Below are 14,711 nucleotides of genomic sequence, written 5' to 3'. Positions count from 1 at the left end.
TACCGGGTCCGGGTAGCCCCGCCCGGCCTCCTCAAACGGCGCCGGCCGACAATGACCGCCATGACCTGGACCATCACCCCGGAAGCCCCGGACTCCCCGGCCGCCACCGCACTCTGGCGGGCGTACTACACGGAGGTCAGCGACCGCTACTACCTCCTGCACGAGGGCCGCCGCACCGATCCGGACGAGCTGGAGCGGGAGATCGCGGCGGTGAGCTGGGACGAGCTCCGGCCGCCGAAGGGGCGATTGCTGGTGGCGCGGTTCGCGGGTGAGGCGGCCGGGACGGCGGGTGTGCGGCTGCTGTCGGCCGGAACCGCCGAGCTGAAGCGGGTGTTCGTGCGGGAGTCGCTGCGCGGCAAGGGCGGCGCCCCGCTGCTCGTCCGGGCCGCCGAGGAGGCCGCCCGCGCGATGGGCGCCGCCCGCATGATCCTCGACACCCGGAGCGACCTGAGGGAGGCCCGGGCCCTGTACGCCCGGCTCGGCTACACGGGGACCGAGCCGCACAACGACGACGTCTACGCCGAGCACTGGTTCGCGAAGGACCTCAACTGATCTTCGCGGGCGCCCCGTTGTGAGGCTGTTCGCGGTCCGAGCCGCACAGCTCGGCGTTGAGGTCCTTCACGAGCTGCGCCAGACCGGTGGGCCGGTCCGGGCCCCACCAGTCGCCGAGGAGTCCGGCGAGGGAGTCCTCGCGGGCCTGGGCGAGTCGGTCGGCGACCTCGCGGCCCTGGTCGGTCAGGACGAGGTCGAGGCCCTCGCGCTGGGCGAGGCGGCGCTCCTCGACCTGGCGGGCGGCGGCGAGGATCACCGGGAGCGGGACGGTGCTGCGCTCGGCGAGCCGGCCGGGCTCCACCCAGCCGTACTTCTTGATGCGCAGAAGGAGCCAGCTCGCCCCGGGCAGCAGGTCGTAGCCCGCCCGCTCGGTGATCTTCCGGTAGATCTCGCGGCGCCCCTCGCGCGTGCCCAGCACCGACAGCGCCCGGCACACCTCGTCGTACGACGACCGCTGCACCGGATTGCTGGCCAGCGTCTCGGTGACATGCGGCGCGGTGACCGACCCGCGCAGCTTGTCCTCCTTGAGGAACCAGGCCAGGACGAAGCCGAGGAGGGCGACGGGGGCGGCGTAGAGGAAGACGTCGGTGATGGATGTGGCGTACGCGTCCACCGCCGCGGGCTGGAGCGCGGCCGGCAGTTCGGCGATGCCGCGCGGGTCGGCCTCCAGCGCGTCCGCCGAGACACCGGCGGGCAGTTCGGCGCCCCGGAAGGCGTCCGCGAGCTTGTCGCCGAGGCGGCTCGCGAAGAAGGTGCCGAAGATGGCGACGCCGAAGGAGGCCCCGATGGACCGGAAGAAGGTCGCGCCGGAGGTGGCGACGCCGAGATCCTCGTAGGCCACGGCGTTCTGCACGATCAGCACCAGCACCTGCATGACGAGGCCGAGCCCGAGCCCGAAGACGAAGAAGAAGGTGCTCATGACGGCCGTGGAGCTGTCCACGTCGAGCCGGTGCAGGAGCAGCAGCCCGAGGGTGGTCACACCGGTGCCGGCGATCGGGAAGACCTTCCAGCGCCCGGTACGGCTGACGATCTGCCCGGAGGCGGTGGAGGCCAGCAGCAGGCCGAGCACCATCGGCAGCATGTGCACCCCGGACATGGTCGGGGTCACGCCCTGGACGACCTGGAGGAACGTCGGCAGATAGGTCATCGCGCCGAACATCGCGAACCCGACGATGAAGCTGATGACCGCGGCGAGGGTGAAGGTGCGGATCCGGAAGAGCTTGAGCGGCAGGACGGGTTCGGCGGCCCGGCGCTCCACGGCCACGAAGGCGAAGGCGAGGACGACACCGAGCACGGCGAGCGAGACGATCTGCGCCGAGCCCCAGCCCCAGGTGGTGCCGCCGAGGGAGGCGACCAGGACGAGACAGGTGGCGACGGAGGCGATGAGGAAGGTGCCGAGATAGTCGATGACATGGGGCTCGGTGCGGCGCGGGATGTGCAGCGCGGCGGCGATGACGGCGAGGGCGACGACACCGACGGGAAGGTTGATGTAGAACACCCAACGCCAGCTCAGATGCTGGGTGAAGAGCCCGCCGAGGAGCGGCCCGAGCACACTGGTGGCACCGAAGACGGCCCCGAACAGCCCCTGATAGCGCCCGCGTTCACGGGGAGAGACAAGATCCCCGACGATGGCCATGGACAGCACCATGAGCCCACCGCCCCCAAGCCCCTGAAGTGCCCGGAAGGCGATGAGCTGAGGCATGTCCTGAGCCATGCCGCACAGCGCGGACCCGATGAGGAAGATGACGATGGCGGTCTGGAAGAGCCGCTTGCGCCCGTACTGGTCACCGAGCTTGCCCCACAGCGGAGTGGCCGCGGTGGAGGCCAACAGATAAGCGGTGACGACCCACGACAGATGGTCCATGCCCCCCAGATCGCTGACGATGGTCGGCAGCGCGGTGGACACGATGGTCTGATCGAGGGCGGCGAGCAGCATCCCGAGCAGCAGGGCGCCGATCGGGACGAGGACGTTGCCCGGGACGTTCTCCCGGACCGCGGCGCCGCGCCGCGCGTGGGTCTCCCCGGCCATACGGACCTCCCGAGGCCTCCCGGCGCCAGATGCACCTTCCATCGTGGTCGGTGTGGCCGGTTATGGCCTGTCGAATCCTGTGAGTCCTGTCGCAAGACGGACTTTGCGGGGTGCCGCGGCGACGACGTGAAGGAAATCTGCATAATCTCTGGAGTTCGCGAGGGGAGTCGCGAGGGAGAGGGACGAACAGGTGACCGAGCCGAAGGACCACGGGTGCCCGGAGTGCGGGGCGCCTCGGGGGGCCGACCACACCCCGTCCTGCGCCTGCACGGAACGAGCGTCCGAGGCCCTGCGCGATGCGCGCGAGGCCCAGGTGGCAGCGGCGGAGGACTTCGATCCACTGCGCATACGGCCGTACGTGGAGCTGGACGGCGCGCCGGACCCGGACCCGTCGTCGACGATGCCCCTGCGCACACCGCTGTCGGTGCCGGCGGCGGAGCCGAACGCGACGGACCTCCACCTCTTCGAGGCCCCGTCCTCGCCCCCGGAGCCCACCTCGGAGGAACGCCCGAGGGGCCGCCGCAGGACGGTACTGCTGCTGGGAGCGGCGGCTGGCATGGTCGGGGTGGTGGCGGCAGCGGGCATGGCCAGCGGCCTGTTCAGCTACGAGTCCCCCACCCGCGACACGGCCCTGCCGGAGGCGGTACGAGCAAGCGTCCCGGACCCGACGCCGAGCGACAAGTCGACGCCGGCCCCGAAGTCCGCGTCCCCGTCCCGGACATCGGCGTCCCCGAGTCCGTCGGCGACGAAGAGCGAGTCCCCGGCCCCCTCGGCGTCAAGCGCGTCCGCGACCCCGTCCGCCACGCAGAGCCCCACCCCGTCTTCAACCCCGGCCAAAGCCTCGGACGCCCCGCCTGCCGAAACCACGCCCGACCCCGGGCCCCCCGTCCTCCGCCGGGGCGACAAGGGCCCGGAGGTGACAGAACTCCAACTCCGCCTGAACCAGCTCTACCTCTACAACGACGACATCAACGGCAACTTCAACCGCCAGCTGGAGGACGCCCTGAGGAACTACCAGTGGAGCCGGGGGGTGGGCAGGGAGGACCTGGGGGTGTACACGGCGGAAACGAGGGCGAGCTTGGAGTCGGAGACGACGGAGCCGTAGAACTCGCGAAGCGTTTCGCCCCAGACCCCCGTGCCGGTGCCGCAGATTTCAGCCCCTCCGGCGTTTGAGGAGCGGGGTTCCAGGGGTCAGAGCCCCCTGGGGCGGGGTCGAAGGGGCGGCAGCCCCTGCTGGGGGTCCCCCCTTCGGGGGAGGGACGGGCAGGGGCGGCGGGGGCGAAAAACCCCCGGCCTCAGCCCACGTGCAGCCGCACTCCCCCGTCGACCGTCTCCACCCGCACCTCCGTCAAATCCCGCACCACCACATCAGGCCCATGGAACCCGGCCCGAGACCCAACCCCCACGACCCGCATCCCAGCAGCCCGCCCGGCCTGAATCCCGGCCCCGGAGTCCTCGAAGACCACACAGTCCGCCGGATCCACGCCCAACTCGGCCGCACCCTTCAAGAACCCCTCAGGATCCGGCTTGCTCGCCCCCACGGACTCCGCGGTCACCCGCACATCCGGCAGCGCAAGCCCCGCCGCCCCCATCCGCGCCGTCGACAACGCCACATCCGCCGACGTCACCAACGCATGCGGCACCGACCCGGCGCGCAACGCAGCCAGAAACGACCCCGCCCCCGGAATCGCGACGACACCCTCCATGTCCGCCGTCTCCTCCGCGAGCATCCGCGCGTTCTCGGCATGGTTCTGCGCCATGGGCCGCCCGGGCAGCAGCAACGCCATGGACGCGTACCCCTGCCGCCCATGGACGACCTTCATGACCTCGTCCCCGTCAAGACCGTGGCGATCGGCCCAACGGCGCCAGATCCGTTCCACGACGGCATCCGAGTTGACGAGGGTGCCGTCCATGTCCAGCAGGAGGGCGCGGGCGGTGAGCACGGCGGTGGCCGTCATCGGCAGCTCCAAAGCACGGGGCGGGAACCAAGGTGGTCCCGCCCGCCGGTCAGGGAAAACGGGCGGGAACCACTTTGTTCCCTCACGGTACAAAACCGTTCCATGATCCCGCCACCACCCCCGGCAAACGTTCACCGACCGTTCAGCTCACCCGCAGATCACCCGCAGATCACCCGGCGATCGCCTCCCACAGGCTCCACACCCCGAGCCCCGCCATCAACACCGCCGCCACCTGCGTGATCAGCTTCAACGGCACCCGCTTCATCAGCGCCTTGCCCCCGACGATCCCCAGCCCGGCAACCGCCCACAGCGCCAGCACCGCACCGAGTCCCACCGACAGCGGATCGTCGTACCGCGCGGCCAGGTTCGCCGTCATGATCTGCGTCAGATCACCGAACTCGGCGACGAGAATCAGCATGAACCCGGCCCCGGAGACCTTCCAGAAGGACTGGTTCTCGGGCTTGCGGACCTCCGCCTCGTCCTCGCCCTTCTTCAGCAGCAGCACCGCCGCGCCCCCCAGGAACAGCACACCCGTGAGCGCGTGCAGGATCTGCTGCGGCAGCAGGGTCAGGACACTGCCCGCCGCCACGGCTAGCGCCACATGCAGGGCAAACGCCGCGGCGACCCCGGCGAAGACATACGACGCCCGGTAGCGCGTACCGAGCACGAGCCCCGCGAGCGCCGTCTTGTCCGGCAGTTCCGCGAGAAAGACGACGCCGAAGACAAGCGCCGTCACACTGAAGGTGATCAAGGTTCCTCAATCGGTCGGGGCCGCCCCGCCGAGAGTGCAGTACCTCTTGCGAAAAAAGACACCTCGGCACGGCAGCACACGGTCAATGCACTGCGTTGCCGAAGGTCTCGCTGGCAGGACCCCGAATCGAGGTCCGCCTCCGGGCGCCGGCTCAGACGAGCTGAGCAGTATGTCGACGGTCCGGCGAAGAGCTACTCCCCTTCTGCGCGCTCCATCGTACGTGATCGTTTCGCCGTAAACCTTGTCATGTCATGCACGCGTCATTAACTTCTCACGCAACGCACACCTCCCCGCAACACGGCGTGGCGAGCATTCCTTCGCTCGCACGCCCAACGCCCCCACACCCCAAGGGAGTTCGCATGTCGAAGTTCTACGCGCGTCGACGGCTGAGCATACTCGCCGCCTTCACCGGTCTCATAGCCTCCGTCAGCCTCTTCAACGGCCCGACCGCCTCCGCCGCGCTGCCCACCCCGGTCAGCGCCGCCACGGCCCGCACCTACCTCGCCTCCCTCACGGTGGCGACCGAGGACCGCACCGGCTACAACCGCGACCTCTTCCCGCTCTGGATCACCCAGTCCGGCACCTGCAACACCCGTGAGGTCGTCCTCAAGCGCGACGGCACGAACGTCGTCCAGGACTCCGCCTGCGCCGCCGTCAGCGGCAGCTGGTACTCCCCCTACGACGGCGCCACCTGGACCGCCGCCTCCGACGTCGACATCGACCACCTGGTCCCGCTGGCCGAGGCCTGGGACTCCGGCGCCGACAGCTGGACCACCTCCCGCCGCCAGGCCTTCGCCAACGACCTGACCCGCCCGCAGCTCATCGCGGTCACCGACAACGTCAACCAGGCCAAGGGCGACCAGGACCCGGCCACCTGGATGCCGTCCCGCACCGCCTACCGCTGCACCTACGTCCGCGCCTGGGTCCAGGTGAAGTACTACTACGACCTCTCCGTGGACTCCGCCGAGAAGAGCGCGCTCACCAGCTACCTGAACGCCTGCTGACCGAAGATCCCGGAACCTACCCGGTGACCTCCGTCGTTCCGTACCGTACGGGGCGACGGAGGAGGGATCACCGTGGCGGAACTGCGCCTGGGACCACTGCTGAGATACGCCGACGGCTCGTCCGCGACCGTCTGGGTCGAGACGAGCCGTCCGTGCGCCGCCGAGGTGCGCGGTGCCCAGGGCGCGTCCGGCGCGTCCCGGACCTTCCAGGTCGCGGGCCACCACTACGCCCTCGTCGAGGTGACCGGTCTCACACCGGGCACGACACAGTCGTACGAGGTGTTCCTGGACGGCACGCGCGTGTGGCCGCTCCCCGACTCCCGTTTCCCGCCCTCGGTGATCCGCACCCCGGCCGCGGACGACACCGTCCGGGTCGCCTTCGGCTCCTGCCGCTGGGCCGCCCCGCCGGACGGCGGGAACGACCCGGTCGGCCCGGACGCCCTGGACACCCTCGCGGCCCGGATCGCCGCCGAGCCGGACGGCGAACGCCCGGACGTCCTGGTGCTGCTCGGCGACCAGGTGTACGCCGACGAGGTCTCCGAGGACACTCGCCGCTGGCTCGCCGCCCGCCGCGACCTGAGCGAGCCCCCGGGCAGCGAGGTCGCGGACTACGAGGAGTACACCCGCCTCTACTACGAGTCCTGGCTCGACCCCGAGGTGCGCTGGCTGCTGTCCACCGTGCCCAGTTGCATGATCTTCGACGATCATGACGTGATCGACGACTGGAACACCTCCGCTGCCTGGCTCGCCGACATGCGGGCCACCCCCTGGTGGCGGGAGCGTCTGCTGAGCGGCCTGATGTCGTACTGGGTCCACCAGCACCTCGGCAACCTCACCCCGGCCGAGCTTTCCACCGACCCGCTCTACGCCGCCGTACGCGAAACCCCCGACGGCACCGACGAGTTGCGCGCCTTCGCCTGCCGGGCCGACGCCGACCCGCACTCCGTGCGCTGGAGCTACCGGCGCGACTTCGGCCGCGTACGCCTGCTGATGGTCGACACCCGCGCGGCCCGCGTCCTCGACGAGCAGAACCGCGCCATGCTCGACCCGGGCGAGGCCGAATGGCTGCGCGCGCAGATACGGGACGGGCGCGGGGCCTACGACCATCTCCTCATCGGCACCTCGCTGCCCTGGCTGCTGCCGCATCTGGTGCATGACGCCGAGGCCTGGGACGCCGCGCTGTGCCGGGGTGAACGGGGCGAGCGCTGGGCCCGCTTCGGGGAGCGGCTGCGGCGCGCGGCGGATCTGGAGCACTGGGCGGCCTTCCCGGCGTCCTTCGACGCGCTGGCGGAGGCGATCCGCGAGGCGGGTTCCGGGCCCGGGGCGCCGGCGACCGTGTGCGTCCTGTCCGGGGACGTCCATCACGCGTATGCCGCCGAGCCCACCTGGCCGGGCGGCGGGCCCGAAGCCCGGGTCGTCCAGCTCACCTGCTCCCCCGTCCACAACTCCATCCCGCTGTACATCCGTCTCGGCTTCCGGTTCGGGTGGAGCGCGGTCGCGCGGTCGCTGGGGCGGCGGATCGGGGGGCACAGTGGGGCGCCGCGCCCGCGTATCGGCTGGCGGCGCACGGGCGGGCCCTGGTTCGGCAACCAGCTGATGACCCTGGTCCTGCGCGGGCGTTCGGCCACGCTGCGGCTGGATCAGGCGCGCCCGGAGAAGGGCGGCGGGGCGCGGCTGCGGACGGTCGTGGAGTCCGAACTCAGCCCGTAATACGCCCCTTTCGGGCGGTTGTCGCACCCGTGGCCCGCGATACCCCTGATGCCAGTGACGCATCCCACAGTCCTCGTACCCCGGGCCCGGATCCACCCCCTCCCGACGGCATGATGAGGCGAACCGTCCGCTCCCAGCGGAGCTGCCGGTCCGCCCGCCCATGCGCCCCACCGCCCGGGAGTCACCCCCTTGTCTGCACCGACCACGGACCCCGCGCCCCTCTCCGTCGCCGTGGTCGGCGCCGGCCCGCGCGGCACCAGCGTCCTGGAACGCCTCTGCGCCTCCGCCCCGGAACTGCTCCCGCCGGGCGCCCGGCTGACCGTCCATGTGATCGACCCCGCCCCGCCGGGCCCCGGACGCGTCTGGCGCACCGCCCAGTCGCCCGAGCTGCTGATGAACACCGTGGCCTGCCAGGTGACCCTGTTCACCGACGACAGCGTCGACTGCTCGGGCCCTGTGCGCCCGGGCCCCGGCCTGCACGAGTGGGCGGCCGGCGCCCTCGGTCCGGACGAGTACCCGACCCGCGCCCAGTACGGCCGTTACCTGGAGTGGGTGTTCGCCCGTACGGTCCGCGAGGCGCCGCCCGCCGTCCGTGTCGAGACCCACCGGGCCCGTGCGACCCGCCTCGACGACGCCCCGGACGGCCGCCAGACCCTCACCCTCGACAACGGCCGCACCCTGACCGGCCTCTCGGCGGTCGTCCTCACCCAGGGCCACCTCCCCACGGCCCCCGATGCCACCCAGCGCGCGACGACCGCGTACGCCGAGGAGCACGGCCTGCGCTACACACCGCCCGCGAACCCGGCCGACGTCGACCTGTCGGCCGTACTCCCGGGCGAACCGGTCCTGTTGCGCGGCCTGGGTCTCAACTTCTTCGACCACATGGCCCTGTTGACCACCGGCCGCGGTGGCCGCTTCGTCCGTGCCGGACAGGGGCTGCGCTACCTGCCTTCCGGCAACGAGCCACGCCTGTACGCCGGTTCACGACGCGGCCTGCCCTACCAGGCACGCGGCGACAACGCCAAGGGCCCCTACGGCCGTCATGTCCCACTGGTCCTCACGCCCGAGGTCATCGCGGCCTTCCGCAAGCGCGCCGACTCCGGCGAGGCGCCGGACTTCCTCGCGGAGATATGGCCACTGGTGGCGAAGGAGGTGGAGACGGTCTACTACGAGGCACTGCCCGGCCCCTCCCCGGACTTCACCGACCGCTTCCTCGCCGCCCCGCACCGCAGCCCCGAAGAGGCCGCCGTCCTGGACGAGTTCGGGATACCCGAGGCCGACCGCTGGTCCTGGGACCGGATCTCCCGGCCGTACGCGGGCCGGGACTTCGCCGGTCCCGGGGACTGGCGCGGCTGGCTGCTGACGTATCTGCGCGAGGACGCCGAGCAGGCCGCTCTCGGCAATGTGGCGGGCCCGCTCAAGGCGGCCCTGGATGTGCTGCGCGATCTGCGCAACGAGCTGCGGCGGATCGTGGACCACGGCGGACTGCCCGGCGCCTCCCGCCGGGACCATCTGGACCGCTGGTACACCCCGCTCAACGCCTTCCTCTCCATCGGCCCGCCCCGGCGCCGTATCGAGGAGTTGGCGGCCCTGATGGAGGCGGGCGTGGTGGAGGTGCTCGGGCCGCGACTCGATGTGCGGGAGCAGGACGGGGCGTGGGTCGCGCACTCCCCCGCCGTGCCGGGCTCTGCGGTCCGCGTCACCACGCTCGTCGAGGCCCGCCTGCCGGAACCGGACCTGCGCCGCACGGCCGACGAACTCCTCGCCCGGCTCCTGAAGACCGGACAGTGCCGTCCGCACACGGTCGACGGCTACGAGACCGGCGGACTCGACGTGACCGGTCGGCCGTATCACCTGATGGACCGTCAAGGTCGGGCACACACACGGAGGTTCGCGTTCGGGGTGCCGACCGAGGGGGTGCACTGGGTGACCGCGGCCGGGGCCAGGCCGGGCGTGGACTCGGTCACACTCTCGGACGCGGACGCGGTGGCGAGGGCCGCGCTGCGTACTACTGCGGCGGGGACCGGAGCGACGGAATCCCGGCTGAATGTTGAACTTGCAAGCACCTTTAGGCCTGCCTAACGTAGGGGGCTCACAGGAACACCCGTCCCCATGGCCCCAAGGAGCCCCCCACATGACCGGACGCCTCAACAGCGCCCAGCCGTATGCCCTCGGCCTGTTCCGCATAGTCGTCGGACTGCTCTTCGCCTGCCACGGCGCCTCCTCGCTCTTCGGCGTGCTCGGCGGCCAGAGCGTCGAGACCGGCACCTGGCCCAACTGGTACGCCGCCGTCATCGAGTTGGTGGGCGGCAGCCTGGTGCTGCTCGGCCTCGCCACCCGCGCCGCCGCCTTCGTCTCCTCGGGAGCGATGGCGTACGCCTACTTCAAGGTCCACCAGCCGGAGGCGCTGTGGCCCATCCAGAACAGCGGCGAGGGCGCCGCGATGTTCTGCTGGGCGATGTTCCTGCTGATCTTCACCGGCTCCGGCGCGTTCGGCCTGGACCGGCTGTTCGCCAAGCGCTCCTCGGCGCAGCGCGAGCCGGCTTCCGAGCGGACGCCCGTCACCGCCTGACTCACGACGACGGCGCCCGTCCCGGTGGGGACGGGCGCCGTCGTCGTGAGTCAGGCGGCCCAGCCGAAGGGCACCGTGAAACAGCCCACCCGGCCGCCCTTGCTGCCCGGCGCGTCATGGAGGACGACGGACGCGGCCTCGCCCTGCCTGAAGCCCCACGAGTGCTGCGCCCGCGCCTGGCCCGCACCGCGCTCGTCGGCCGTGAAGTCCAGCCAGATCTCGTTCTCGGGGTTGACGTGATGCGCCGACGAGGAAACCTCGTTCTGGTAGTGCCCGCCCGCGGCCATCGGATCGGCACCGCAGGGCTTCTTGTGCACATGGACGCCGTACTCGTGCCCGGGCTTCAGGCCCTTGACCCGCAACTGCACGCTCGTCGCACCGCCGCTCGTCATCCGCTGCTCGACCTCGATCCACGAGGCGGCCGGGACCAGCTTCATGTCGTACGTCAGCGCCGCCGAGCGGACGAAGGCGCCGGGCGGCGCGAACTGCGCGTCCGTCCGCATCGAGTAACCACCGGCGCCGTCACCGCCGCCGACGGCGAGCACGGCCGCCGCAAGGGCACCGGCGCACATACCTGCCACCATGATCTTCCTAACGTTGCTGGATTCGGGGCCCCCTCTCCGTGCTACGGGACACCCCGGCTCCCCGCCCCCCGGGACCGGCAGCCGGGTGAACATCACGTGTTGAACACCCGAGCCCCCTGTGAACCACCCGTCACTCCCCGCCGCGTACGCTGTACAACCACGGGGGAACGGGGAGTCGGGGTGCTGGAGAGTTTCGAAAGTGTTGGATCATTGGCCGCCAGTCCATGGATCTACGGGGTCGTAGCCCTGTCTGTCCTGCTGGATGTCTTCGTACCGGTCCTGCCGAGCGGCGTACTGGTGATCATGGCCGCCACCACGGCGGCAGCGGGTACGGCGGCCGAGGTCCCGGACATCCTGGCGCTCACGCTCTGCGCCGCGACCGCGTCCGTCCTCGGCGACCTGGTGGCGTACCGCCTCGCCTGGCACGGCGGCGCCCGGCTGACCCGGACCATCGCCCGCTCCCGGCGCCTGACGACCGCGCAGGAACGTCTCGGCGCGGCCCTCTCGCGAGGCGGCGGCGCCCTGGTCGTCCTCGCCCGCTTCGCCCCGGCCGGCCGCTCGGTGGTCTCGCTCGCCGCCGGCGCCGCACGCCGTCGCGCCCGCGACTTCCTGCCCTGGTCGGCACTGGCGGGCCTGTCCTGGGCCACGTACAGCGTCGCGCTCGGCTACTTCGGCGCCCAGTGGATGGGCACGAGCTGGATGGCGACGGGGGTGTCCGTGGGGGCGCTGATGGCGGCGGGCGCGGTGGCGACGTATCTGGTGCGGCGACGACCGGTCTGAAGCCCGAACCCACGCCGTCTGAAGCCCGCACCCACGCCGTCTCGAGCCCGAACACAACAAAGGCAAGGGAGAACGTTTCCCTTGCCACTTTCAACCTATAGCGCAAGGGGGACCTTGCGGCAAGGCCCCCCTCGTGCCGCAGAATCGCTCCCTCAACGCCGGTAGCTGCGGAAATGAGTGATTCACGAAGTGAGTGCTTCCCTGTCGATCGACCTGTCCAGTGAGAGCGCGTTCGACCTTCCCGAGCGACTGGCCGCCAAGGCCGGCCCCGCGCTGATCGCCGCCGACGAGCGGCACTTCGCGGCCATCGCTCAGAGCCTGGAGCAGACGATCGCCGAGCTGTCCGACCAGCTCGCCGCCGAGCTCAGGGCGCCCGGCGGGGCGGGCCGCGCGGCGATGGACCGGGACGCGGAGGTCCACCGGCTCACCGGCCGGCTGCGCGCCCTGCGTCGCTTCGGACTCGACCTCGTGCTCGGCCACATCGTCGCCGCCGACGACCCGGAGCCCGTCTACATCGGCCGGTTCGGCCTCACCGACGCCACCGGCCGCCGCCTGCTGCTCGACTGGCGCTCCCCGGCGGCCGAGCCCTTCTTCGCCGCCACCCACGGCAACCCGATGGGCCTCGCGAGCCGCCGCCGGTACCGCTGGAAGAGCGGCCGGATCAGCGACTACTGGGACGAGGTGTTCTCCGCCGACGGCCGCGAGGGACACGCGGCCCTCGACGACCAGTCCGCCTTCATCGCCAGCCTCGGCACCAACCGCTCGGACCGGATGCGCGATGTGCTCGCCACCATCCAGTCCGACCAGGACGCCATCGTCCGCGCCGGATCGCGCGGCGCCCTCGTCGTCGACGGCGGCCCGGGCACCGGCAAGACCGTCGTCGCCCTGCACCGCTCCGCCTACCTCCTCTACTCCGACCCCCGCCTCGGCCACCGGCGCGGCGGCCTGCTCTTCGTGGGCCCGCACCAGCCCTATCTGTCGTACGTCTCCGATGTCCTGCCCAGCCTCGGCGAGGAGGGCGTGCAGACCTGCACCGTGCGGGACCTGGTAGCCGAGGGCGCCGGGGCACCGCAGGAGGCGGACCCCGAGGTGGCCCGTCTGAAGTCGTCCGCCGACATGGTCCGGGCGATCGAGAAGGCCGTCCGGTTCTACGAGGACCCGCCCACCGAGGGCATGACGGTCAGCACGCCCTGGGCCGACGTCTGGCTCAGCGCCACCGACTGGGCCGAGGCCTTCCAGGCACCGGGACCGAGCACGCCGCACAACGAAGGACGCGAGCTGATCTGGGCGGAACTGGTCACGATCCTGCTCGACAAGCACGAGGCCGACATCCCGCCCGAGCAGTTCCGCAGGGCGCTGCAGCACGACACGGAGCTGATCGAGACGCTCGACCGGGCCTGGCCGCTGCTCGAAGCGGCCGACCTCGTCGGCGACCTGTGGTCGGTGCCCGCGTATCTGCGGCTGTGCGCGCCCTGGCTCGCCCCCGACGAGGTCCGGCTGCTCCAGCGCAAGGCGGCCCCGCAGGCCTGGACGGTGGCCGACCTGCCGATCCTGGACGCGGCGCGGCAGCGGCTCGGCGACCCGAAGGCGGCGCGGCGCAAGCGCCGGCAGCAGGCCGTCCTGGACGCCCAGCGCGACCGTATGGCGCAGGTCGTCGAGAACCTGATCGCGGCCGATCACGACGGCGACGGCCTGATGACCCAGCTGCGCCGCGAGGACTTCCAGCGCAACCTGGTCGACGAATCCGAACTGCCCACCACCGACCCGGACTTGCTGGCCGGACCGTTCGCGCACATCGTCGTGGACGAGGCGCAGGAACTGACCGACGCGGAGTGGCAGATGCTGCTGCTGCGCTGTCCGTCCCGCAGCTTCACGATCGTCGGCGACCGCGCCCAGGCGAGGCACGGCTTCACGGAGACCTGGCAGGAACGGCTCGAACGGATCGGCCTGGACCGGGTCGAGGTGGCGTCCCTCAGCGTCAACTACCGCACCCCGGAAGAGGTGATGACGGAGGCCGAGCCGGTGATCCGGGCGGCGCTTCCGGACGCCAACGTGCCGACGTCCATCCGGAGTTCGGGTATCCCGGTCGTCCATGGCTCGGTGACGGACCGGGACGGGATCATCGCCGACTGGCTGGACTCGAACGACGACGGGATCGCCTGCGTCATCGGCGACCCGACGTTCGAGGCGACACCCCGGGTCCGGTCGCTGACCCCGTCGCTGTCGAAGGGTCTCGAATTCGACCTGGTCGTGCTGGTGGACCCGGAGCGATTCGGTGAGGGCGTCGAAGGGGCCGTGGACCGCTATGTGGCGATGACGCGGGCGACCCAGAAGCTGGTCGTCCTCACGAGCTCATGAGGTGTCGTGGGCGTGCTTGGCCTTCATCCGGGCGTCCACCCGGTCCTCCGCGGCGACCTCGGCCCAGAAACGATGGGTGCTGACGAACACCGCGAGCTCGTGCTCACGCCGGCGGAGCTTCTCCACGGCTGCCTGCTCATCGGCGGTCCAGCCGGGAGAGGCGGGCCGCTCGATCTTCCGCCAGCCGTTGTCGTCACTGAATCCGTCCAGCGGCTCGACCGACCAGGGCAACCGCTTGAGCAGGGCCGACAGTTCGGCCCGGACCTGATGCAGCTCCTCCTGACCGGCGAGGAGGTCACTCGGAAAGTCATAGGTCGTAGCCACGGCGGCAATGGTACGCCTGTTCGATTTTGGGTGGCGAATTGCTTCCCGGGGTTCATTCGAACGGGTGCCTGATCAGTCGGCGGTGACGG

13 protein-coding genes are annotated in these 14,711 nt (G+C 71.3%); 8 read left to right on the top strand and 5 right to left on the bottom strand.

Annotated elements, in window-relative coordinates; all coding sequences use genetic code 11:
• Positions 1-60 precede the first annotated feature (60 nt).
• Entirely contained in the window at positions 61-552 is a 492-nt protein-coding gene (locus RMT89_RS21915) for a GNAT family N-acetyltransferase (protein WP_315885450.1), read from the top strand.
• Here RMT89_RS21915 and RMT89_RS21910 read toward each other — a convergent pair.
• On the bottom strand, positions 545-2,581 hold the full coding sequence (locus RMT89_RS21910) for an MFS transporter (protein WP_315885449.1): 2,037 nt from the start codon (positions 2,579-2,581) through the stop codon (positions 545-547). The genes RMT89_RS21915 and RMT89_RS21910 overlap by 8 nt on opposite strands.
• Positions 2,582-2,771: 190 nt before the next feature.
• Between RMT89_RS21910 and RMT89_RS21905 the strand changes: the two genes are divergently transcribed.
• A complete protein-coding gene (locus RMT89_RS21905; protein WP_315885448.1) occupies positions 2,772-3,686 on the top strand; it encodes a peptidoglycan-binding protein in 915 nt (304 codons plus the stop codon).
• Positions 3,687-3,876: 190 nt separating this feature from the next.
• Here RMT89_RS21905 and RMT89_RS21900 read toward each other — a convergent pair whose 3' ends face one another.
• Positions 3,877-4,539 (bottom strand): HAD family hydrolase, encoded by a 663-nt coding sequence (locus RMT89_RS21900; RefSeq protein ID WP_315885447.1) that lies wholly within the window; start codon positions 4,537-4,539, stop codon positions 3,877-3,879.
• A gap of 169 nt (positions 4,540-4,708) precedes the next feature.
• Entirely contained in the window at positions 4,709-5,290 is a 582-nt protein-coding gene (locus RMT89_RS21895) for a TMEM165/GDT1 family protein (protein ID WP_315885446.1), read from the bottom strand.
• 359 nt (positions 5,291-5,649) lie between these two features.
• On the opposite strand from RMT89_RS21895, the gene RMT89_RS21890 reads away from it, so the two are divergent.
• The 4 genes from RMT89_RS21890 to RMT89_RS21875 all read left to right on the top strand — a co-directional run bounded on the left by RMT89_RS21890 (position 5,650) and on the right by RMT89_RS21875 (position 10,576).
• A complete protein-coding gene (locus RMT89_RS21890; protein ID WP_315885445.1) occupies positions 5,650-6,294 on the top strand; it encodes an HNH endonuclease family protein in 645 nt (214 codons plus the stop codon).
• 72 nt (positions 6,295-6,366) lie between these two features.
• A complete protein-coding gene (locus tag RMT89_RS21885; protein WP_315885444.1) occupies positions 6,367-8,004 on the top strand; it encodes an alkaline phosphatase D family protein in 1,638 nt (545 codons plus the stop codon).
• A gap of 189 nt (positions 8,005-8,193) precedes the next feature.
• Positions 8,194-10,086: an FAD/NAD(P)-binding protein gene (locus RMT89_RS21880; RefSeq protein WP_315885443.1), complete on the top strand. Its 1,893-nt coding sequence runs from the start codon at positions 8,194-8,196 to the stop codon at positions 10,084-10,086.
• Positions 10,087-10,138: 52 nt separating this feature from the next.
• Positions 10,139-10,576 (top strand): DoxX family protein, encoded by a 438-nt coding sequence (locus tag RMT89_RS21875; protein ID WP_315885442.1) that lies wholly within the window; start codon positions 10,139-10,141, stop codon positions 10,574-10,576.
• 50 nt (positions 10,577-10,626) lie between these two features.
• Here the strand turns inward: RMT89_RS21875 and RMT89_RS21870 are convergent, their stop codons facing one another.
• Positions 10,627-11,160 (bottom strand): superoxide dismutase family protein, encoded by a 534-nt coding sequence (locus RMT89_RS21870; RefSeq protein WP_315885441.1) that lies wholly within the window; start codon positions 11,158-11,160, stop codon positions 10,627-10,629.
• Positions 11,161-11,340: 180 nt separating this feature from the next.
• Between RMT89_RS21870 and RMT89_RS21865 the strand changes: the two genes are divergently transcribed.
• Positions 11,341-11,940, top strand: coding sequence for a VTT domain-containing protein (locus tag RMT89_RS21865; protein WP_315885440.1), 600 nt, complete (start codon positions 11,341-11,343; stop codon positions 11,938-11,940).
• A 189-nt stretch (positions 11,941-12,129) separates the two neighbouring features.
• The gene (gene helR, locus RMT89_RS21860; protein ID WP_399498461.1) at positions 12,130-14,298 is read left to right on the top strand and encodes an RNA polymerase recycling motor ATPase HelR; all 2,169 of its coding nucleotides are present in this window, start codon (positions 12,130-12,132) and stop codon (positions 14,296-14,298) included.
• Here the strand turns inward: helR and RMT89_RS21855 are convergent.
• Complete coding sequence (locus RMT89_RS21855) at positions 14,293-14,622, bottom strand: hypothetical protein (RefSeq protein WP_315885439.1); 330 nt, start codon at positions 14,620-14,622, stop codon at positions 14,293-14,295. The two genes, helR and RMT89_RS21855, sit on opposite strands and share 6 nt — an antisense overlap.
• Positions 14,623-14,711: the final 89 nt, after the last annotated feature.

The sequence above is a fragment of the Streptomyces sp. P17 genome (assembly GCF_032436805.1).
In the GTDB taxonomy this organism is placed as follows: Bacteria; Actinomycetota; Actinomycetes; order Streptomycetales; family Streptomycetaceae; genus Streptomyces.
The sequence above is the reverse complement of the archived record's forward strand: the minus strand, read 5'-3'. Positions and strand labels throughout refer to the sequence as shown.

What these genes read in the sequence shown, in the direction of transcription:
- RMT89_RS21915 (WP_315885450.1), top strand. Translation starts at nt 61, where the DNA reads ATGACCTGGACCATCACCCCGGAAGCCCCGGACTCCCCGGCCGCCACC.
- RMT89_RS21910 (WP_315885449.1), bottom strand. Translation starts at nt 2,581, where the DNA reads ATGGCCGGGGAGACCCACGCGCGGCGCGGCGCCGCGGTCCGGGAGAAC.
- RMT89_RS21900 (WP_315885447.1), bottom strand. Translation starts at nt 4,539, where the DNA reads ATGACGGCCACCGCCGTGCTCACCGCCCGCGCCCTCCTGCTGGACATG.
- RMT89_RS21890 (WP_315885445.1), top strand. Translation starts at nt 5,650, where the DNA reads ATGTCGAAGTTCTACGCGCGTCGACGGCTGAGCATACTCGCCGCCTTC.
- RMT89_RS21875 (WP_315885442.1), top strand. Translation starts at nt 10,139, where the DNA reads ATGACCGGACGCCTCAACAGCGCCCAGCCGTATGCCCTCGGCCTGTTC.
- RMT89_RS21870 (WP_315885441.1), bottom strand. Translation starts at nt 11,160, where the DNA reads ATGGTGGCAGGTATGTGCGCCGGTGCCCTTGCGGCGGCCGTGCTCGCC.